The organism is Flavobacterium pisciphilum, assembly GCF_020905345.1.
Taxonomy (GTDB): domain Bacteria; phylum Bacteroidota; class Bacteroidia; order Flavobacteriales; family Flavobacteriaceae; genus Flavobacterium; species Flavobacterium pisciphilum.
In genome coordinates this window covers 2,552,974-2,572,661 of the sequence record NZ_JAJJMO010000001.1, presented here as the reverse complement: position 1 = coordinate 2,572,661, position 19,688 = coordinate 2,552,974, and the positions used below count along the sequence as shown (strand labels likewise).

Here is a 19,688-nt window from a genome sequence, read left to right as displayed (position 1 = left end):
ATGCCGTTTACTTTTTCGCATCCAGCCATTATTCTACCATTCTTAAAAAATAAAAAATTTTCTGCTACAGGTTTAATTGTTGGGGCAATGTCTCCTGATTTTGAATATTTTTTTAGAATGAAAATGCAAGGAGATATCGGACATACTTTTTTAGGAATGTTTTTAGTAGATATTCCTTTAGGAATTTTAGTTGCATTCTTATTTCATGAGTTAATAAAAAGACCATTTATAGCTAATTTGCCTGATTTCTTAAAAGAAAGATTATTCGTTTTAAAAGAAATGAACTGGGTTAGTTACTTTAAGTCCAATGCACATATTGTGATATTCTCGCTTTTATTAGGGATTATTTCTCATATCTTTTGGGATGCATTTACACATGAAAGGGGTTATTTTGTACAAAGGATACCTTTTTTAAACGCAGAATTATTTACTATTCCTTTTTATAAAATAGCACAGCATCTAAGTTCTCTAGTTGGGATGGTTTTCATTCTTCTATATATTTATAAGTTGCCTGTTAGAATTAAAGAAAGAAATGAAGTTAATTTAAAATATTGGCTTTTAGTACTATGTATTACTGTAATTATTTTAGGAATAAGATTTGCATTCGGAATGACGTTAAAGCAGATAGGAAGTATAGTAGTAAGTACAATTTCTTCAGCATTTTTAGCCTTAACTTTTGTCGGTTTAATTTTTATAGATAGAAAAACTATTTAGAAAACTGCCTGCCTTTCCATTCATAACTTCCTAATAAACTGTATAAAGCAACGCTAGTACTGAAAAACGGATACCATAAATTTGATAAAATAAAGTAACGCATTTGTTTATTGGTTAGAAAAGAATTGGTTTGATAAAGTAATATCGAGTCTAGAATAAACTTAAGAGTTAGTATGCTTAATAGATTGATATAGTTTAGTTGGAATGTAAGACACAGAATCCAAGCTAATGCCACACTTAAATTGGCAAGGAAAACAAGAATACCTAATGATTTTCCAAACGTACTTTGATAAGAGCCGGTTTTGGCTGCCCAGCGAACCCGTTGATAAAACAAGCTTCTCCAATCTGGAGTTGGTTTTGTTATGATGATATTTTCATCGGCTTTTAAATAATGTACTTGCTCGGGAAAATTTATGATTGCTTTCTGTAATAAAAAAACATCGTCTCCACTGGCAATTTTGTTGTTCCCTTCAAAGCCATTTAGTTTTTTAAATAATGATTTGGTATAGGCGAAATTAGCGCCATTGCACATAAAACCTTTATTTAATCCAAAACTTCCAATTGTTGCGCCTTGTAAACTTGTTAAATCCAATTGCTGAAAATGATCCAAAAATGAATTGTTACATTGATAGCTAACAGCTCCTGCAATCATAGAAACATCGTGAAGCTGAATATAATTATCTAAAATCTGCAACCAGTTTTTAGGAACAATACAATCTGCATCGGTTGTAATAATCCACTGATTTGTAGCATGCTGCATTGCTGTTGTAATGGCATCTTTTTTAGGAGAATTCGAAACACGAATATTTTTTGTTATTTGAATATTAAATTTCTGAGACAGAATACAAAAGGATTCTTCTGAATCATCATCAATTAAAATTACTTCAAAGAATTCTATAGGATAATTTAATGCTGAAATACTATTTAAAAGAATTGGTAAATTTTCTGCTTCATCTCTAAATGGGACTACAATTGTAAAATGTGTTTTTGGATCTAATCCAGTAGATTGTTGCTTTTTTATTTTAGTAAAACCATAATTAAGCCATGCAATAACAAGGCAATAAATTAGTATTATAGCATACAAAAGCATCATTAGTTTGTGGTTTTAGTTTTAAAATTCAAAACATAATAACTCCCAATAACAACAGGTAAAACAACATTTAAAAACCACATTAAGGTCGAAATGAAAATTACAATCCATTCGTTTACATCAAGAATTCCGAAGAAATAAACTGCTACACTTCCTTTTACAGCAAAATCTAAAAACTGAAAAGTAGGTAATGATGACGCTAGAAAATAAACGGCTGTAATCGTCGCAATTAGAGTGAAATAAGAGAGGTCAACATCAAAAGCTAGAAACAAAAAATAATATTGATGTGAGAATACTAAATAACGACAAATTCCTAAAAGAATGTTTTTTTGATGGATTGATTTTGGAATTTCATTAATCTTATGAATCAACTTTTCGATTGAGTATCCTTTGATGGTGATTTTTTTTAATAGAAAAACAACTAGAAACACTACAAATAAAAGACCAAAAAGTAATGCAACAGTAGTTGGAGTGATTACATTGTATTTTGAATTAAAATACAACAAACCAAAAATTCCAAATATAACAGTGATGACCATTTGTATTCCATTGCAAATAAGGTTTAAGAATACTACTTTTTTAGTGTTTTTCTTTTCGAAAAACAAAGCTTTTCCAGCATATTCACCAACTCCATTTGGAGTAAAAAGTCCAGCAGTTAATGCTCCAAGTACCTGTTTTGTAGCTTCAGCAACTGATATTTTTCGAATAACCTGTGCTAGATTCTGCCATTTTAAAATTTCAAAATATCGATTCAAAACACTCAGTAATAATATAAATGCAATTCCTGAAATAGATTGATTTTTTTTGAACAAAACAGTAAATTTTTGCCAGTCGAGTTTGTCGTTTTGAGCCAGTTGATTATATATAAAATAAAATGCGCCACCTACAATCAAAAGTTTGACTACAAGAACAAGGAATTGTTTAGCTTTGTGAGGAATTGAAATCATAGCGCAAAGAAACAGAAAACTTTGAACTTGAAACGGCAAACTTGAAACAAAATCACTTGACAAAAGAACGCATCATATTAGGAATTGACCCGGGAACAACTATTATGGGTTTTGGATTGATAAAAATCGTCAATAAAAAAATGGAATTTTTGCAGCTTAACGAATTGCAATTGTCTAAATATGATAATCATTACCAAAAACTAAAACTCATTTTTGAGCGTACCATCGAATTAATCGAAACACATCATCCAGATGAAATAGCTATAGAGGCTCCCTTCTTTGGTAAAAACGTTCAGTCGATGTTAAAGTTAGGTCGCGCTCAAGGGGTTGCAATGGCTGCGGGACTTTCGAGAGATATCCCGATAACCGAATATGAACCTAAAAAGATAAAAATGGCGATTACTGGGAACGGAAACGCCAGTAAAGAACAGGTTGCTAAAATGCTGCAACAGCTTTTAGGGTTAAAAGAATTACCTAAGAATCTCGATAGTACCGATGGATTGGCTGCCGCAGTTTGTCACTTCTTTAACTCAGGAAAAGTAATTGGAGAGAAAAGTTATAGTGGTTGGGATTCATTTGTGAAACAGAATGAGGAACGAGTTAAGAAATAGTGGTCAGTCGGGGTTTTCAGTTTTTGCACACAGTTAATTACTGAGAACTGTTGCTGCGACTGCGAACTGTTACTGAAATTGAAAACTAAAAAATGAGCGGAATCTATATTCATATCCCTTTTTGTAAGCAAGCGTGCAATTATTGCGACTTTCATTTTTCAACTTCGATGAAAAAGAAAGAGGAGATGGTTTTGGCTATTGCCAAAGAACTTTTTATGCGCAAGAATGAGTTTGAAAATGACATCGTTGAGACTATTTACTTTGGAGGAGGAACTCCTTCGGTATTGACTAGTGATGAAATTCAGTTTTTAATTGCAGAGGTTTATAAGAATTATAAAGTAGCGGATAATCCAGAAATTACGCTCGAAGCAAATCCGGATGATTTATCTACAGATAAAATAATCGAATTGTCTAAAAGTCCGATAAACCGATTGAGTATTGGGATTCAATCTTTTTTTGAAGATGATTTGAAGATGATGAACCGTGCTCATAATTCGGTGGAAGCTAAAAAATGCTTAGAAGAAGTGACGAAATATTTTGATAATATTTCTCTGGATTTAATATATGGTGTTCCCGGAATGAGTAATGAAAAATGGAAACAGAATATTGAGACTGCCCTTAGTTTTGGTATTCCACATATTTCGAGTTACGCTTTGACTGTTGAACCCAAAACCGCATTGAATAAATTGATTCAGACTGGAAAAGTGGCAAAACCTAATGATGAAGTGGCTTCAGCACATTTTATGATTTTGGTTGAAACTCTTGAAGCAAATAGTTTTATTCATTACGAATTGTCAAACTTCGGAAAAGAGAACTATTTTTCTAAAAATAATTCAGCCTATTGGTTGGGTAAAAAATATGTTGGAGTTGGACCTTCGGCACATAGTTACGATGGCATTTCTAGAAGCTGGAATATATCTAATAACTCAATTTATCTAAAATCAATTCAAGAGGGCAAATTGCCTAATGAAATAGAAGTTCTTTCAGTATCCGATCGATATAATGAATATATAATGACTGGATTACGAACAATCTGGGGCGTTTCGTTAGATAGAATAGAAAAAGAATTTGGGGCGGATTATTTGGCTTATCTAAAGAAACAAGCAAATAAGTTTCTAGATGATGAATTGGTTTTCATCAAGGATAATGTTTTAAGACCAACAGCAAAAGGAAAATTCTTAACAGATGGAATCGCGTCTGATTTATTTTATATAAATTTGGAATAGGAGTTTAAACGCTAGGATTTTACGCAAAGAGCGCAAGGTCTTTCGATTAATACTTGTGAGTTTTTATTGTAAATAAATTAATTTATGTAGGAATAGTCGTGTATTTTAATCTTAGATTTGTTTTTCTAAATATTGCGAGTATTGTACTATTTGCAGTTAAATAAAAACATATGACTGAGAATGAATTATCAAGAATTGTTTTCGATTCAGTATTAAAGGTACACAAAGCACTTGGACCAGGATTATTAGAAAGTGCTTATGAAGAATGTTTATATTATGAATTGAAAAAAACAGGTTTAGAAATTGAAAAGCAAAAAGGATTGCCTTTAATTTATGAAGAAGTTAAATTGGATATTGGATATCGATTGGATATTATTATAGAAAATAAATTAATTTTAGAAATAAAATCGGTGGAGGCTTTAAATAATGTTCATTTTGCACAGCTATTAACTTATTTGAAATTAACGAATTGTAAATTAGGTTTGCTTATAAATTTTAATGTTGTTTTAGTAAAAAATGGAATTCGAAGAGTTGTAAATAATCTTTGAAAAATTGTTTTAATTACAAGGGAAAAAGCACCTTTTTTAGATACAACTTTGGAACTTAGTAATTGAATAAATAAAAACATTTGTGCCCTTTTCAGTTATGTGTGAAGTATTCAACAGCTAGGTACGCAAAGCTTTGCGAACATAGCAATAAGTAAATGTAATTCTTTGTGTTCTTTGCGGTTAAAAAAATAAGAGCCTTGCGGTTTAAATGGAATTAACGAATAATATTAATATCAGATGACTTTAGAAAATGCTTTAATAGAAATTAGAAGTTTTTGGAATGAAGGCGAAGATTTCCCTTTCGGTGAATCCAAAAACAATCACCATATTGATAGACTAGAAGAGGAATTCTCGACTATACTCCCTGATAACTTAAAGAATTATGTAAAAGACTTTGCTCCAGCAAAAGATTTTTATTTTGATACTGTTGGAAATCCAATGTGTATTTATGGAATTGAAAATTTAAAGTTTAAGCAAAATGGATACAACTTCAATCCAGTAAAGAATACAGAAATTGAGAATTGGAATAAAGGCTTTTTTCTTTTTGCGGATGAAGGTGCTGATCCCGTTATTATTGACTTTGATAATCTTGAAGATGGTATTCAAAAGCTAATGCATGGCGCAGGAAGTTGGGATAATGGCGAAATTGTAGCTGATACTTTTGGTCAGTTTCTTCTTTGTAGTGCAGCATTACATCATGCTTTAAATAGTTTTGAAGAAGAATCTATTATTGATGATGAAGATGGATTTAATCTTGCGGATGAAGCTGCAGAATGGTATTTTAAGAATATGAAAAAATGGGCAGGAGACTATTACGATGAATGGTGTTCTGTTTTTGATAATCATTAAAACATTTAATCAATAGATATTATGAAAATTACCATATTAGATGATTATCAAGACGCAGTTGTAAAATTAGAATCCTTCAAAATGTTGAAGGGATTAGATGTTACTGTTCTTAACCATACAGAAAAAGATGACTCAAAGTTAGCGGAGTTATTAAAGGACTCCGAGATTATAGTTTTAATTCGAGAAAGAACTGAAATTACAGAAGAGCTGCTTTCTAAGCTACCTAAATTAGAATTGATAAGTCAGACAGGGAAAAAATCAAATCACCTTGATATTGCTACTTGCACAAAATATAAAGTTGCTGTTGCCGAAGGAATTGGTTCGCCTGTTGCACCTTCTGAACTAGCTTGGGCATTACTAATGAATACAGTTCGCTTGATTCCGCAAGCCATTCAAGGAATGAAAGAAGGAAAATGGCAAACGAATATTGGTTCTACTATAAAAGGGAAAACAATAGGTATTTGGGGTTATGGGAAGATAGGACAACAGATTGCAAAATATGCAAATGTGTTTGGAGCAACAGTTTTGGTTTGGGGAAGTGAAAATTCAAGAAATCAAGCTGTTCTTGATGGATATACTCAAGCGACTTCAAGAGAAGAGTTTTTCTCCCAAAGTAATGTGATTACATTACATCTTAGACTCAACGAAAGTACTTTTGGAATAGTGAAAGAAACCGATTTGAGTTTAATGAAATCGGATGCTGTTCTGATTAATACAGCTAGAGCTGAATTAATAGAAAAAGGAGCTTTGTTGCATTGTTTGAAAAAAGGCAGACCTGGATTTGCAGGTATTGATGTTTATGAAGAAGAGCCTATTTATGATGTAGATTTTGAATTATTGCAACTGCCAAACGTTGTTTGTACACCGCATATTGGTTATGTTGAGAAAGATAGTTACGAGCTTTATTTTGAGAAAGCTTTTGAGAATGTAATCAACTATGTAAACAGAAATCCGACAAATATTGCAAACCCTGAAGTAATGTATTAGGGGTTAAATCTAAAGTATTCAACCGCTAAGTTCGCAAAGGTTCACGCAATGTACGTAAAGACGGAAATGCAATTTTCACATAAAGCTTTGCGAACTTAGTAGTTAAATAAATAAAGACATTTGTGTTCCTTGCGGTTAAAAATAAATAAAATCTTGTGGTTAAATAAAATATGAAGGCGACAATAAAACACAACAATCAAAATTTTGAAATAGATTTATCTGAACCTATCGATATTTCGATTGCATTAACGAATACTGATGATAATCCAATTGCTTGGTATATTGAAAAACCAGTAATTGAGCCAGTTGTTTTTGGTGATTGGATAGGAAAGGTTTCAGAAGGTAAATCATCTACTAATTTTAATAATATTTTCTTTAATCCGCATGGGCATGGAACACATACGGAATGCTTGGGACATATTACACGAGCGTTTTATAGTATTAATCAATCGCTAAAAAAGTTTTTCTTTTTGGCAGAATTAGTTTCTGTTGAACCTGAGATTCAAGGGGAAGATTTGGTAATTACTAAAGTGCAGCTTCAAAAAGTGTTGAATAGCTCGATTTCACCAGAAGCAATAATTATTAGAACACTTCCGAATCAAAAAACTAAAAAATCAGCAAAATATTCGAATACCAATCCGCCTTATTTGTCTGAGGACGCAGCGATTTTTATTCGCGAAAGCAAGATTCAACACTTATTGATTGATTTACCAAGTGTTGATAAGGAACATGATGAGGGAAAGTTATTGGCACACAAAGCATTTTGGAATGTAAAAGATGTAGATAATCTCAATTCAGATGCATGCCTAGGAGCTACAATCACTGAAATGATTTATGTTGCTGACGAAATAAAAGACGGAAGTTATATACTGAACATACAAATTGCTTCGTTTGAGAATGATGCAAGTCCATCAAAACCTATTTTGTATAAGATATGATTACAGTTTCTACAGATAAAAGTAAATTAGATGTTCCTTTTATTCAGCATTTTCTAAAAGATGTTTATTGGGCAGCAGGACGTACTATAGAAGAAGTTCAGATAACAATTGATAATTCATTTTGTTTTGGAATTTTCTTGAACGATAAACAAATAGGCTTTGCCCGCGTAATCACCGATTATGTGGTTTTTGCTTATGTAATGGATGTTTTTATTATTGAAGAACATCGAGGTAAAGGATATTCGTCGATTCTGATTGATAGAATGATAAATGAGCCTGTATTAAAAGACGTTAAAATATGGAGATTAGCGACAAGTGACGCTCATTTCTTATATAGCAAATTTGGTTTTACTGCATTAAAAACTCCTGAGAAAATGATGGAAAAAGTGATAAAATGAAAACAGCTATAAAATTAGAAGAGTTAGGTTTATTTATTCTTGGAATATATTTATTTAGCCTCTTAGATTATCAATGGTGGTGGTTTTTGGTGTGGATATTGGTGCCCGATTTTTCAATGATTGGTTATGCTTTTAATGCAAAAGCAGGGGCTTTTTTATATAATGTTTTCCATCATAGGGGAATTGCAGTTTTAGTTTATATTTTAGGATGTTATTTAAAGATAGAAGCAATGCAGCTTGGGGGAGTTATATTGTTTTCTCATGCTTCAATGGATCGAATTTTTGGATACGGGTTAAAGTATGAAACAGGATTTAAATACACACATTTAGGTGAAATTGGTAAATAAGAAATGATATGAATTTAGAAACGTATTATGAATATTGTCTTTCTAAAAAAGGAGTTACAGAACATTTTCCTTTTGATGAAGAAACATTGGTCTTTAAAGTTGGCGGTAAAATGTTTGCTTTGTCCTCTTTGACTCGATGGGAAAATAATACTCCTTCGGTAAATTTAAAATGTGATCCAGAGCGTGCTCAGGAGTTACGCGCAGAATATGATGATATTAAACCAGGTTTTCATATGAGTAAAATACATTGGAATACTGTTACTATAAACGGAGATTTGCCTACTGTTTTTATAAAAGAACTTATTGATCATTCGTATGATTTAGTTTTCAAAAGTTTGACAAAGAAAATTCAGAATGAAATTATTGAATTAAAAAATTAGGCATTACATTTGTAATGTAATACAAAAACTAGCAACTCAGTTACTTTGTAACTTAGCAACTTATAAAACATGAAAGAACAATTTAAAAAGTTTTTAAACGAAGAACAAGACCCAAAAGCGATAGAAAAAATTACTTCTAAACTCAATGATTTATTGATGAGAGGTGAAGAGATTGGATATATTGCTGTTCAAAAAAAACCGGCAATTACTGTTTTTCCAGATAGTATTGTAGTAACAAATAAAAGAATCATTGTATGTAAGCCTAAAAATTTAGGTCTTTCGATGGATTTTACAGATTATACTTGGGACGAAATTGTAGGTACTTTTGTAAAAGAAAATATCTTAGGTTCAGAATTTTCATTTTCTACTAAAACAGACATTCAGTTTACTATAGATTATATCCCTAAAATTCAAGCAAGAAAAATTTTCACTTACGCAAAAGAGCAATTGGATATACTTAAAAATCCAGTTTTAGGAACTGCTCCTGTTGCTGAGGTTGCTGAACCAGAAGAAGAGGAGCCAGTAATAGAAGAAGAAGAGATTGAAGAAATTGAAACTGAAGAAGTGACTAGCTATGCCGAAATAATGCCTGCTGCAGTAATTCATAACGAACCAGTTCAAGAAACTTCATTTGCTACTGGCGAAAGAAGATTGAGTGATATGACTCAGGATGAGCTTTTTGATAAGTTACAGAATTATAAAAAACTATTAGATAACGGATTGATTATGCAAGGTGAGTACGATACATTCAAAAAAGAGATTTTGAGTTATATGTAGTGTTTAACCACAAATGAATATAAAAAAAACCAACATGATGAATGTTGGTTTTTTTATGAAACTTTGTTAAGCTTATACCGTTAAAGGGATAAATTATAGTGTTGCTTTCTGTTTGTCTACAAAACGATGTGCTTGTAGCTCTAGTAATTCCTTTGCTTTTTGTCGCTGTAAGTTGTAGAGCTCTTTATCCTCGGCAATATCAGCGTAAACTTTGTCATGCATTGCTGCACTAGTTTTTACCAATAGGCTGCGTTGGTATTTGTTTTGTTCCAAAGTAGCTTTTAATGCAGTCTCAAATTCTTCTTGCTTAAAATCATATTCTCCTTTTGGGGCTAATAATTTAGCTATAATTGGAGAGGTCTCGATTGCTAGAAACAATAACATGATAAAGAAAGATGGAATCCAAGGTAGTTTATCCAGTGCATTTATTCGAGCCATTAAACCATCAAATCCTTCGATTATAGGTTGTGTTTCGGATACTTTTTTGTCTACATCAGCTTGAAGTACTTTTTCGGCTTTTTCTTTTTCGGCTATTTTTGCCTCATTTTCAGTTTTTAATGTTGCTAGTTCTTTTAGAGCGGCATCGTGTTTGTCACGTTTCTCTTTGTAAACAGGTCCTTTTCCTAATCGTTTTGTACCCGATGTTCCTTCGGCTTCAGTGATGTAAGTTGAGTATAATGCATTTACCTCTTTTTCTTTGGTGAGGATATCCGATTTTAAACCTGCAATTTCAGCTTTGTTTTTGTCTAAATCAGATTTGTAGAAGTTACCAACTTCTTTCTTATTGGCAAGAGCCATCGCATTTTTCTCTTTTAATAAAACGGTGTTGATTTCCTTTTCAAAAATTTTAATCTCTAATGGTTTTGAAATTACTATTGCAATAATAACAGCTAGAATGATTCGTGGTGTTGCTTGCAAGAATTCGTCCCAAATACGATCTCTTTTTTTAATTGTAGATACAATAAATCGGTCTAGATTAAAAATAAGTAAACTCCAAACAAATCCAAAAAGTATAGCAGGGTATATGGAGTCAAAAACGGTAAATAATGCATAGGCACTTGCAATAAATGCCATAACTGCAGTAAAAAAAACAGTGGCACCAATACCAACGTATTTGGTTTGTTCGCTGTGTGAACAGTCCTCGAGGAGCTCTTTGTCAGCTCCAGAACAAAGGATGAAAAATTGTTTTAACATGATTGATTGTTTTTGATTGATTGATAAGGCAAATTTAACGCCAAAAAATTAATATAGAGGTAAATAGTTGATATGTTTTTGTTTATAGTCTTGTTTTTGTTTTTAAAACGGGATTTTGATAGCATTTTTAAATAGTAGTAATGTTAATTCTACTCAATCTTTTAAGGGATTATGTTATTTTAAAGTAAAAAAAATAGGCTTAAAAAGAGGAAGCATAACGATATGTTAAATTTTTAAGGAGGTAGAGTTAATATACAGAAACTAGTTTCGTACTGTAGTAAAAACAACCAAAACCAAGATGAAAAAAAAATGTTTAGTATTAGTTCTTTTTTTAATGACCTTAGTTGGTTATGCTCAAAAAGGGATTGTTTCTGGGAAAGTATTAGATGCAGATGATAAATTGCCTTTACCGGGAGCAATGATTGAAATTGTTGGTCAGAATAAGTACACTGTTTCTGATTATAACGGAAGATATGAGTTACTTAATGTAATGTCGGGGGCATACCAAGTTAAAGTTAAATACATGGGATATACTGAGAATATCCAAGATGTAGTTATTGTTGATGGAAAAAATGCAGTGATAGATTTTGCTTTAAAATCGTCGGGAACAGAATTGAACGAAGTTGTTATAGGTGATATCTTGAAAGGGCAGGCAAAAGCTTTAAACCAACAAAAGACAAATAGAAATATCGGGAATGTTATTTCGGCGGATCAAATGGGGCGTTTTCCAGATGCAAATGTTGGAGATGCCTTAAAACGTGTACCTGGAATTACAATGCAAAATGATCAGGGTGAAGCTAGAAATATTATTATTAGAGGTTTGGCACCTTCATTAAACTCCGTAACTTTAAATGGAGATCGTATTCCTTCTGCCGAAGGTGATAATAGAAATGTGCAAATGGATCTTATTCCATCGGATATGATTTCGACAATCGAAGTAAATAAAACACTTACTCCTGATATGGATGCTGATGCTATTGGAGGTTCAGTAAATTTGATTACTAGAGCAACACCAAATGGAGAAAGAATCTCTGCGACAATAGCTGGAGGGTACGCACCAATTCGTGATAAACCTATTTATACTGGAGGATTAGTTTATGGTAATCGTTTTTTTGATGGTAAGCTAGGAGCAGTAGTGAGTGGTTCTTACAATAATATAGATTACGGATCAGATAATATCGAAGCTGCTTGGACTAAAGATAAATTCGGAAATGAATTTTTAAGTAAATCCGAAATTAGAAAATACGATGTTCAGCGTATTCGTAGAAGTGGAGCAATAGCATTAGATTATAAAATTGATGAAAACAATACCATTTTTGCTAATGGGATTTATAATTGGAGAGATGATAGAGAGAATCGTTTTAGAACTACTTACGATGATATGAAGCCTATTTACAATGGCGAACAAATTACAGGTTTTACAGGAAGAGTAAAACGTCAGACAAAAGGAGGAGTTGATAATAATCGCAATAAAAACAGAAGACTTGAAGACCAACGTGTACAGAATTACGCGTTACGTGGGGAACATTTAATAAATTCGAATTTAGATTTGGATTGGTCTGCAAATTATTCGACAGCAAGAGAATACCGTCCACAAGAGCGTTATATTGAGTACCGTCAGAAAGGATTGAATACCGCTCAGGATTTATCAGATTTAGAATTCCCTTTGGTTACAACAACTGGTGAAGCTTTAGATAAATTTAAATTTGACTCGGCAACGGAGAATACTAATGAGACAAAAGAGAGCGAGTTTGGTGCTAAGGTGAATATTCGCTTTCCTTTTACAATAATACCTTCAGAAAAAGGAAGATTAAGAACTGGACTTAGATTAAGAATGAAAGAAAAATCGAGAGATAATATTTTTTACTCTTATGAGCCGTTAAGCGGAATAGGAACTCTAGCAGATGTTGGAACTAGTTATTATGATGGAGCTGATTTTAATGCAGGAAGTAAGTATGTACCAGGGGCATTTGTTTCTAATTCATATCTAGGAAGTCTTGATTTAAATAATCCAGATTTGTTCAAGAAAGAGTTAAATCCAGCTGAGTTTTTGACAGTAAATTATAATGCTAAAGAAAAAATTTATGCAGCTTACATAAGATGGGATCAGGATTTTAATGATAAACTATCCATGATTTTAGGTTTTCGTGTAGAGAATACACGTATTGATTATACAGGAAATCGTGTTTTGGATGAAGAAGAACTTGAAGGAAAGATTAATACAACAAATTCGTATACAAACGTAATGCCTGGAATTTCATTTAAGTATAATGCGACTAAGGATTTGGTGTTAAGAGCAGCGGCAACGACAGCATTAGCAAGACCAGATTATTATGCATTGGCGCCATATATCAATAATATTGCTACTGATTCTCAAATATTGGCGGGTAATCCAGATCTTAAAGCGACCTATTCTTATAATTATGATTTCATGGCCGAGAATTATTTTAAATCAGTTGGTTTGATCTCAGGTGGAGTTTTCTACAAAAACCTGAATGATTTTATCTATACTTATAGCGATAATCAATACACGACTGCAAAATTTGCAGCAGATTTTCCTAACCAACAAAACCCAATTCCTGCTGCTGATAATTGGACACTTATCCAGCAAAGAAATGGTGATAATGTAGCTGTTTATGGATTTGAAGTAGCGTTTCAACGTCAATTGGATTTCTTTACAAGTCCATTTTTGAAAGGATTCGGAATTTATTTAAATTATACTCATACTAAATCTACTGCCAAAGGGATTGCTGATGCTGAAGGAAATGAAAGACGTAACATTAGTCTTCCTGGAACTGCTCCACATATGTTTAATGGGTCTTTATCATGGGAAAACAAACGTTTCTCGGCTAGAGTTTCGACTAACTATACTTCAGGTTATTTAGATGAATTAGGTTCAAATGAATACAATGATAGTTATTATGATAAGCAACTTTTTGTTGATGCTAATGCCTCGTTTAAAATTACACCAAAGATTCGTCTTTTTGCTGAAGCAAATAATTTAACGAACCAACCGTTGCGTTACTATCAAGGTGTAAAATCTCATACTAAGCAGTTAGAATATTACCAAGCTCGATACAATTTAGGATTGAAATTTGATTTTTAATATATAATTACAATGAATTTAGTTAGGATTGACAGGGGTAATACATTCCTGTCAATTTTTTTAAAAGAACAATAACATGAAAAATAAATTTATACTACTCATAGTGAGTGCTTTTTTGGTTTCTTGTGGGAGTAAATTAGCACCAGTTCGTAAAGATGCCCTTAAGCCAATAGTTGTAACACAACCACTTCCGCATGATACCGATGATCCTTCTATTTGGATACATCCTACAGATCCATCAAAAAGTATTATTGTAGGTACAGATAAAGATACCGACGGAGGATTATATGCTTTTGATTTAAATGGTAAAATTATAGTTAAATCAGAACCGCTACAAAGACCAAACAATGTAGATATTGCTTATGGTTTAATGGTAAATGGAGAAAAAATAGATGTAGCGGTTACTACAGAAAGAGAGAGTAATAAAATCAGGATTTTTAGCTTGCCAGATTTAAAACCTATAGATAATGGTGGGATTTCTGTTTTTGATGGTGAGTTGTTACGTGATCCAATGGGAATTGCTTTGTATACTCGACCTAGCGATCAAGCAATTTTTGCTATTGTAGGAAGGAAATCTGGGCCTTCTGGTAGTTATTTGTGGCAATATCAGCTGTCGGATATAGGCAACGGAATAGTTGGCGCTAAAGTGGTTCGTAAATTTGGTTCTTACAGTGGGAAAAAAGAAATAGAAGCTATTGCTGTGGATAATGAATTAGGAGTGGTCTATTATTGTGATGAGCAATTCGGAATCAGGAAATACGTAGCAGATCCTGCAGGTAATCATAGTGATGTGGAACTTGCGGTTTTTGGTAAAGGAGATTTTAAAGCTGATAATGAAGGAATTGCTATTTACAAAAAAACAGCAACAACAGGCTATATATTGGTTTCAAACCAACAAGCAAATACGTTTATGGTTTATCCGCGTGAGGGTGCCAATGGGGATTTAAATAGTTACCCTTTGCTTGCTGAAATTCCTACTTCTACAATTGAGTGTGATGGTGCTGATGTGACTAATGTAAATTTAGGTGGTGCTTTTGCAAATGGGCTTTTTGTAGCAATGAGTAATGGTATGACCTTTCATTATTATAGTTGGGATGCTATTCAAGAGTTGATAGATAAGGCAAAAAAATAGATTGTTATAAAAACAAAAAGAGCTGTTCGATTAAGAACAGCTCTTTTTTTCTGAATTAGTAAGTAAAGCCTTTAATTATGCTAATGGTGCTCCTGCCATAATCTCGGCATTAGCAAATTCTTCAAATTTTGCAAAATTAGCTTTGAATTTCTCTGCTAATTCTACTGCTTTGATATCATATAATTTTGGATCTGTCCAAGTGTTTCTTGGATTCAAAATTTCGTTAGGTACATTAGGACAAGTTTGTGGTTTTGCAATTCCAAAAACAGCGTGATTTTCGTAAGCTACGTTATCTAACTCTCCGTTTAAAGCTGCAGTAATCATTGCACGTGTGTACTTTAATTTCATACGAGTTCCTGTTCCGTATGCTCCACCAGTCCATCCTGTATTTATAAGCCAAACTTTTACATTGGCATCTTTCATTTTTTTGCTCAACATTTCTGCATAACGTGTTGGGTGTAACGGCATAAATGGCGCTCCAAAACAAGCTGAGAAATTTGGTTGAGGTTCGTCTATACCAGCTTCTGTTCCAGCAACTTTAGCTGTGTAACCTGAAATAAAGTGGTAAGCAGCTTGTCCTGGTGTAAGTCTCGAGATTGGAGGCAAAATACCAAATGAATCTGCTGTTAAGAAGAAAATATTTTTAGGGTTTTTACCTATTGAACCAGGTTGAATGTTATCAATATGGGTAATAGGGTAACTTACTCTTGTGTTTGGTGTAATTGAGATATCATCGTAATCTACCTCATTTGTACCTGGTTTGAAAACTACATTTTCTAGTAAAGCACCTTTTTTAATTGCTCTAAAAATATCTGGTTCATTTTCTTCAGTTAGGTTGATTACCTTAGCATAACAACCACCTTCAAAGTTAAACACAGTGTTTTCATTTGTCCAACCGTGTTCATCGTCACCGATTAGTTTACGGTCTGGATCTGCAGATAAAGTTGTTTTTCCTGTTCCTGATAAACCAAAGAAAATAGCAGTATCTCCGTCTTTACCAACATTAGCACTACAGTGCATTGGTAATGTGTTCTTAAATACTGGTAAGATGAAATTTAAAGCTGAAAAAATTCCTTTTTTCATTTCACCTGTATATCCTGTTCCACCAATAAGAGCTATTTTTTTTGTAAAATCTAAGATTGCAAAATTGCTTTGTCTTGTTCCGTCTACAGCTGGATCTGCCATGAAGGTTGGAGCGCAAATTACTGTCCATTCTGGAGTAAAGTTTGCTAATTCACTTACTTCTGGTCTCAAAAACATATTGTAGCAGAATAAGTTAGACCATGCTGTTTCAGTAACAACACGTACATTTAATCTGTAATTTGGATCTGAACAAACGTATGAATCTCTAACAAATACTTCTTTGTTAGATAGGTATTGAGTGACCTTATCATACAATTTTTCGAAGGCAGCTGGTTCAAAAGGAATGTTTACTTTTCCCCACCATACTTGGTCTTCTGTAATACTATCTTTTACAATAAAACGGTCTTGTGGCGAACGTCCTGTAAATGTACCAGTATTAATTGCTAATGCACCTGTTGAGTCCTCTACACCTTGACCAGACTGTATCGTGATGTTGTGTAATTCGTCAGCCGATAACTGATAATGTATTGTTGCATTTTTAATCCCTAACTCATTTAGCGAAATCGATTGCGTAGATAACGTTTGATTGTCCATAAATTTTAAGTTGTTGTGTTTTATTTTATAGACTGTAAAATTAGATATTATATTTCAGATATAGTTTTATATAACGAATTTTATGACTTTTGTTTGATAATTTTAACAAAAAGAACACTCCAAGCAAGAATTAATAGGAGTCCGCCTATTGGGGTTACGAATCCTATAATTTTAAAGTCAAATGATGTAAGGTTATTCGTAGCAAGTAAGTAGATAGAACCAGAGAATAATAGCACTCCTGCTACTGCTAAATTGTAGATGACTTTTAGTGTTTTTTGTGAAAGTTCTTTTCGTGTGGCTACAAATAATAAAAAGAAGGCGTGATACATTTGGTAGCGAACACCTGTTTCAAAGGTTACTAGTTCTTCTACTGATAAAACTTTTTTTAGAGCGTGTGCTCCAAATGCCCCTAAAATGATAGCTACCATTCCTAAAAAAGCAGCTGTTGCAATTATTTTTTTATCCATCACAAAAATATATTAGTCTTTACAAAAATAGGTTTAATACTTTCAATCTGAAAAAAAATTATGACAACTTTTGGAAATATTTTAAGTTGTTTCAAATAGATAAATTCTGCTTATTTTTGGATTAAAATAATGGTTAGTTCAGTTTTTTAACATTATTTTATTGTTATGGATATAACAATATTGTATGTTTGTGTTATATATGTAAAATATGAGAGTAGTTTTAGTTATTGGAGCAGGTAGGTCGGCATCGTCATTAATACGGTATTTATTGGATAAATCTGAAAAAGAAAACTTGCACCTTATTATAGGTGACTTGTCTTTGGCTCTTGCCGAAAAGAAAACCAATAACCATCCTAATGCTACTCCTATTGCATTGGATATTTTTGACAAAGAACAACGAGCGTTGGCTATTCAAAAAGCGGACATTGTAGTATCGATGTTACCCGCTCATTTACATATAGAAGTTGCCAAAGATTGTTTGCTTTATAAAAAGCATATGGTTACAGCATCATATATAAGTGATGCCATGCAGGAATTGGACAAGGAAGCTAAAGCCAATAATTTAATTTTCATGAATGAAATTGGGCTTGATCCTGGAATTGACCACATGAGTGCCATGAAAGTAATTGATGAAATCAGAGGGAAAGGCGGCGATATGCTATTGTTCGAATCTTTTTGTGGCGGACTTGTAGCTCCTGAATCGGATAATAACTTATGGAATTATAAATTTACTTGGGCTCCGCGAAATGTTGTTTTGGCAGGGCAGGGTGGTGCAGCCAAATTTATTCAGGAAGGCACTTATAAATATATTCCATATTGTAATTTGTTTCGTAGAACGGAGTTTCTAGAGGTTGAGGGTTATGGAAAATTTGAAGCTTATTCTAATAGAGATTCTTTAAAATATAGAACCATTTACGGACTTGAAGATATTCTTACTTTATACCGTGGAACGATTAGACGTGTTGGGTTTTCGAAAGCATGGAATATGTTTGTGCAGTTAGGTATGACAGATGATAGCTATGTTATGGAGAATTCTGAAAAGATGAGTTATCGTCAGTTTGTGAATTCTTTTTTACCTTATCATCCTACTGATTCTGTCGAAATCAAAATGCGTTTGATTCTCAAAATAGATCAGGACGATATTATGTGGGATAAACTTGTAGAACTTGACTTGTTTAATCCTAATAAGATTGTTGGATTAAAAGACGCTACTCCAGCTCAGATATTAGAAAAAATACTTTCAGATAATTGGACATTACAACCACATGATAAAGACATGATCGTAATGTATCATAAATTTGGATATGTACTAAATGGTGTAGACACACAAATAGATTCAAAAATGGTTTGCATAGGCGATGATCAAACGTATACGGCAATGGCCAAAACAGTTGGATTGCCTGTTGCTATGGCAACCTTATTGATATTGAATGGAAAGATTACAACTCCTGGGGTTCAGTTACCCATAAATAAAGAAGTGTATCTGCCGATTTTAAAAGAATTAGAAGAATACGGTGTAATATTTCATGAACAGGCAATGCCTTATTTTGGATATAATCCCGATAAACTTCTTAGTTAACCGTTTTTTTTGAAAATTTTTTTTAGAATTTTTTTTAGTTTTTTTTATTTAATCCGCTTCTAGTAGTAGAAGCGGATTTTTTTTTTTTATTTCTTATAAATGTGAACGGAAAACTATCTTGTAATGTGAAATTATTTTCTAATGAAAACAGTATTTTTTTTATTCAGCATAGACGATAGATATTGGTAATGAAAACTGAAGAGGAACTGCTTTGCCTTTATCTGAAGCCGGAATCCATTTTATAGATCTTTTCAAAACACGAACAGCTTCTTCTCCTAATCCATAACCAAGGTCTTTTATGATTTTAATATTTGATAAAGAACCGTCAATTTCTACAGTAAATCGAAGGAGAAGTTTTCCGGAAATTTTGTTTTCGTATGCTGCATTAGGCATCTTGAAAAATGCGTAGAAGAACTTGTAAAACATTCTCATTCCACCAGGAAATTCAGGCTGTTTTTCGACTCTATGAAAGGGTTCAATAAGTTCATTCTGTTCTTTGTTTTCAACTGTTTGTGCATTGGCTTTTGTGCTAAAAGATAGTAACAGGAAAATGAAAATCATACCTACAGATAGCATTTTGAAGCCTTCTTTAATCGAAGATTCTTTTTTACAGGTCATTTAAAAAACGTTTTTTAGTTATGGAATAATTAATATTATGAGCTAAAGTATGCTTTTATTTTTACATAGTATTTATAACGCTACTATCCATTTAAGAGCAATT

The 19,688-nt window shown here is 32.6% G+C and carries 20 protein-coding genes; 14 read left to right on the top strand and 6 right to left on the bottom strand.

Going from position 1 to position 19,688, the window contains the following annotated elements:
- Nucleotides 1–714, top strand: coding sequence for a DUF4184 family protein (locus LNQ49_RS10765; protein WP_229988807.1), 714 nt, complete (start codon nucleotides 1–3; stop codon nucleotides 712–714).
- On the opposite strand, the gene LNQ49_RS10760 is transcribed toward LNQ49_RS10765, so the two are convergent.
- Both LNQ49_RS10760 and LNQ49_RS10755 read right to left on the bottom strand, forming a co-directional pair.
- Complete coding sequence (locus tag LNQ49_RS10760) at nucleotides 707–1,807, bottom strand: glycosyltransferase family 2 protein (protein ID WP_229988806.1); 1,101 nt, start codon at nucleotides 1,805–1,807, stop codon at nucleotides 707–709. The two genes, LNQ49_RS10765 and LNQ49_RS10760, sit on opposite strands and share 8 nt — an antisense overlap.
- Nucleotides 1,807–2,751 (bottom strand): lysylphosphatidylglycerol synthase domain-containing protein, encoded by a 945-nt coding sequence (locus LNQ49_RS10755; RefSeq protein ID WP_229988805.1) that lies wholly within the window; start codon nucleotides 2,749–2,751, stop codon nucleotides 1,807–1,809. The genes LNQ49_RS10760 and LNQ49_RS10755 overlap by 1 nt, the downstream gene beginning before the upstream one ends.
- Before the next feature lie 56 nt (nucleotides 2,752–2,807).
- Here LNQ49_RS10755 and ruvC point away from each other — a divergent pair, with 56 nt between their 5' ends.
- From ruvC to LNQ49_RS10705, 10 genes are all read left to right on the top strand, one after another.
- On the top strand, nucleotides 2,808–3,362 hold the full coding sequence (gene ruvC, locus LNQ49_RS10750) for a crossover junction endodeoxyribonuclease RuvC (RefSeq protein WP_229991333.1): 555 nt from the start codon (nucleotides 2,808–2,810) through the stop codon (nucleotides 3,360–3,362).
- Between the two features lie 92 nt (nucleotides 3,363–3,454).
- Nucleotides 3,455–4,588 (top strand): radical SAM family heme chaperone HemW, encoded by a 1,134-nt coding sequence (hemW, locus tag LNQ49_RS10745; protein ID WP_229988804.1) that lies wholly within the window; start codon nucleotides 3,455–3,457, stop codon nucleotides 4,586–4,588.
- Between the two features lie 170 nt (nucleotides 4,589–4,758).
- A complete protein-coding gene (locus LNQ49_RS10740) occupies nucleotides 4,759–5,136 on the top strand; it encodes a GxxExxY protein (protein ID WP_229988803.1) in 378 nt (125 codons plus the stop codon).
- Nucleotides 5,137–5,373: 237 nt separating this feature from the next.
- The gene (locus LNQ49_RS10735) at nucleotides 5,374–5,985 is read left to right on the top strand and encodes an SMI1/KNR4 family protein (RefSeq protein WP_229988802.1); all 612 of its coding nucleotides are present in this window, start codon (nucleotides 5,374–5,376) and stop codon (nucleotides 5,983–5,985) included.
- A gap of 21 nt (nucleotides 5,986–6,006) precedes the next feature.
- The gene (locus LNQ49_RS10730) at nucleotides 6,007–6,972 is read left to right on the top strand and encodes a D-2-hydroxyacid dehydrogenase family protein (RefSeq protein ID WP_229988801.1); all 966 of its coding nucleotides are present in this window, start codon (nucleotides 6,007–6,009) and stop codon (nucleotides 6,970–6,972) included.
- 170 nt (nucleotides 6,973–7,142) lie between these two features.
- Nucleotides 7,143–7,910, top strand: a complete 768-nt coding sequence (locus tag LNQ49_RS10725; protein WP_229988799.1) for a cyclase family protein — start codon at nucleotides 7,143–7,145, stop codon at nucleotides 7,908–7,910.
- Complete coding sequence (locus LNQ49_RS10720; RefSeq protein ID WP_229988798.1) at nucleotides 7,907–8,308, top strand: GNAT family N-acetyltransferase; 402 nt, start codon at nucleotides 7,907–7,909, stop codon at nucleotides 8,306–8,308. The genes LNQ49_RS10725 and LNQ49_RS10720 overlap by 4 nt, the downstream gene beginning before the upstream one ends.
- Nucleotides 8,305–8,655 carry a DUF4260 domain-containing protein gene (locus LNQ49_RS10715; RefSeq protein WP_229988796.1) on the top strand — a complete coding sequence of 117 codons (351 nt, stop codon included), beginning with the start codon at nucleotides 8,305–8,307 and terminating at the stop codon, nucleotides 8,653–8,655. The genes LNQ49_RS10720 and LNQ49_RS10715 overlap by 4 nt, the downstream gene beginning before the upstream one ends.
- A gap of 8 nt (nucleotides 8,656–8,663) precedes the next feature.
- Complete coding sequence (locus tag LNQ49_RS10710; protein WP_229988795.1) at nucleotides 8,664–9,035, top strand: MmcQ/YjbR family DNA-binding protein; 372 nt, start codon at nucleotides 8,664–8,666, stop codon at nucleotides 9,033–9,035.
- A gap of 69 nt (nucleotides 9,036–9,104) precedes the next feature.
- Entirely contained in the window at nucleotides 9,105–9,812 is a 708-nt protein-coding gene (locus tag LNQ49_RS10705; RefSeq protein ID WP_229988794.1) for a PH domain-containing protein, read from the top strand.
- Nucleotides 9,813–9,905: 93 nt separating this feature from the next.
- On the opposite strand, the gene LNQ49_RS10700 is transcribed toward LNQ49_RS10705, so the two are convergent.
- Nucleotides 9,906–11,006: a DUF4407 domain-containing protein gene (locus LNQ49_RS10700; protein ID WP_229988793.1), complete on the bottom strand. Its 1,101-nt coding sequence runs from the start codon at nucleotides 11,004–11,006 to the stop codon at nucleotides 9,906–9,908.
- A 298-nt stretch (nucleotides 11,007–11,304) separates the two neighbouring features.
- Between LNQ49_RS10700 and LNQ49_RS10695 the strand changes: the two genes are divergently transcribed.
- Both LNQ49_RS10695 and LNQ49_RS10690 read left to right on the top strand, forming a co-directional pair.
- A complete protein-coding gene (locus LNQ49_RS10695; protein ID WP_229988792.1) occupies nucleotides 11,305–14,112 on the top strand; it encodes a TonB-dependent receptor in 2,808 nt (935 codons plus the stop codon).
- A gap of 76 nt (nucleotides 14,113–14,188) precedes the next feature.
- Complete coding sequence (locus LNQ49_RS10690; RefSeq protein ID WP_229988791.1) at nucleotides 14,189–15,244, top strand: phytase; 1,056 nt, start codon at nucleotides 14,189–14,191, stop codon at nucleotides 15,242–15,244.
- Between the two features lie 75 nt (nucleotides 15,245–15,319).
- Here LNQ49_RS10690 and pckA read toward each other — a convergent pair whose 3' ends face one another.
- Both pckA and LNQ49_RS10680 read right to left on the bottom strand, forming a co-directional pair.
- Complete coding sequence (gene pckA, locus LNQ49_RS10685; RefSeq protein ID WP_229988790.1) at nucleotides 15,320–16,921, bottom strand: phosphoenolpyruvate carboxykinase (ATP); 1,602 nt, start codon at nucleotides 16,919–16,921, stop codon at nucleotides 15,320–15,322.
- A gap of 80 nt (nucleotides 16,922–17,001) precedes the next feature.
- Nucleotides 17,002–17,388 carry a DUF423 domain-containing protein gene (locus LNQ49_RS10680; RefSeq protein ID WP_229988789.1) on the bottom strand — a complete coding sequence of 129 codons (387 nt, stop codon included), beginning with the start codon at nucleotides 17,386–17,388 and terminating at the stop codon, nucleotides 17,002–17,004.
- 208 nt (nucleotides 17,389–17,596) lie between these two features.
- Between LNQ49_RS10680 and LNQ49_RS10675 the strand changes: the two genes are divergently transcribed.
- Entirely contained in the window at nucleotides 17,597–18,967 is a 1,371-nt protein-coding gene (locus tag LNQ49_RS10675) for a saccharopine dehydrogenase family protein (protein ID WP_229988787.1), read from the top strand.
- Between the two features lie 159 nt (nucleotides 18,968–19,126).
- On the opposite strand, the gene LNQ49_RS10670 is transcribed toward LNQ49_RS10675, so the two are convergent.
- Nucleotides 19,127–19,585, bottom strand: coding sequence for an energy transducer TonB (locus tag LNQ49_RS10670; RefSeq protein ID WP_229988785.1), 459 nt, complete (start codon nucleotides 19,583–19,585; stop codon nucleotides 19,127–19,129).
- Nucleotides 19,586–19,688: the final 103 nt, after the last annotated feature.

What these genes read in the sequence shown, in the direction of transcription:
- LNQ49_RS10765 (WP_229988807.1), top strand. Translation starts at nt 1, where the DNA reads ATGCCGTTTACTTTTTCGCATCCAGCCATTATTCTACCATTCTTAAAA.
- LNQ49_RS10760 (WP_229988806.1), bottom strand. Translation starts at nt 1,807, where the DNA reads ATGATGCTTTTGTATGCTATAATACTAATTTATTGCCTTGTTATTGCA.
- LNQ49_RS10755 (WP_229988805.1), bottom strand. Translation starts at nt 2,751, where the DNA reads ATGATTTCAATTCCTCACAAAGCTAAACAATTCCTTGTTCTTGTAGTC.
- hemW (WP_229988804.1), top strand. Translation starts at nt 3,455, where the DNA reads ATGAGCGGAATCTATATTCATATCCCTTTTTGTAAGCAAGCGTGCAAT.
- LNQ49_RS10740 (WP_229988803.1), top strand. Translation starts at nt 4,759, where the DNA reads ATGACTGAGAATGAATTATCAAGAATTGTTTTCGATTCAGTATTAAAG.
- LNQ49_RS10735 (WP_229988802.1), top strand. Translation starts at nt 5,374, where the DNA reads ATGACTTTAGAAAATGCTTTAATAGAAATTAGAAGTTTTTGGAATGAA.
- LNQ49_RS10730 (WP_229988801.1), top strand. Translation starts at nt 6,007, where the DNA reads ATGAAAATTACCATATTAGATGATTATCAAGACGCAGTTGTAAAATTA.
- LNQ49_RS10725 (WP_229988799.1), top strand. Translation starts at nt 7,143, where the DNA reads ATGAAGGCGACAATAAAACACAACAATCAAAATTTTGAAATAGATTTA.
- LNQ49_RS10720 (WP_229988798.1), top strand. Translation starts at nt 7,907, where the DNA reads ATGATTACAGTTTCTACAGATAAAAGTAAATTAGATGTTCCTTTTATT.
- LNQ49_RS10715 (WP_229988796.1), top strand. Translation starts at nt 8,305, where the DNA reads ATGAAAACAGCTATAAAATTAGAAGAGTTAGGTTTATTTATTCTTGGA.
- LNQ49_RS10710 (WP_229988795.1), top strand. Translation starts at nt 8,664, where the DNA reads ATGAATTTAGAAACGTATTATGAATATTGTCTTTCTAAAAAAGGAGTT.
- LNQ49_RS10705 (WP_229988794.1), top strand. Translation starts at nt 9,105, where the DNA reads ATGAAAGAACAATTTAAAAAGTTTTTAAACGAAGAACAAGACCCAAAA.
- LNQ49_RS10700 (WP_229988793.1), bottom strand. Translation starts at nt 11,006, where the DNA reads ATGTTAAAACAATTTTTCATCCTTTGTTCTGGAGCTGACAAAGAGCTC.
- LNQ49_RS10695 (WP_229988792.1), top strand. Translation starts at nt 11,305, where the DNA reads ATGAAAAAAAAATGTTTAGTATTAGTTCTTTTTTTAATGACCTTAGTT.
- LNQ49_RS10690 (WP_229988791.1), top strand. Translation starts at nt 14,189, where the DNA reads ATGAAAAATAAATTTATACTACTCATAGTGAGTGCTTTTTTGGTTTCT.
- pckA (WP_229988790.1), bottom strand. Translation starts at nt 16,921, where the DNA reads ATGGACAATCAAACGTTATCTACGCAATCGATTTCGCTAAATGAGTTA.
- LNQ49_RS10680 (WP_229988789.1), bottom strand. Translation starts at nt 17,388, where the DNA reads ATGGATAAAAAAATAATTGCAACAGCTGCTTTTTTAGGAATGGTAGCT.
- LNQ49_RS10675 (WP_229988787.1), top strand. Translation starts at nt 17,597, where the DNA reads ATGAGAGTAGTTTTAGTTATTGGAGCAGGTAGGTCGGCATCGTCATTA.
- LNQ49_RS10670 (WP_229988785.1), bottom strand. Translation starts at nt 19,585, where the DNA reads ATGACCTGTAAAAAAGAATCTTCGATTAAAGAAGGCTTCAAAATGCTA.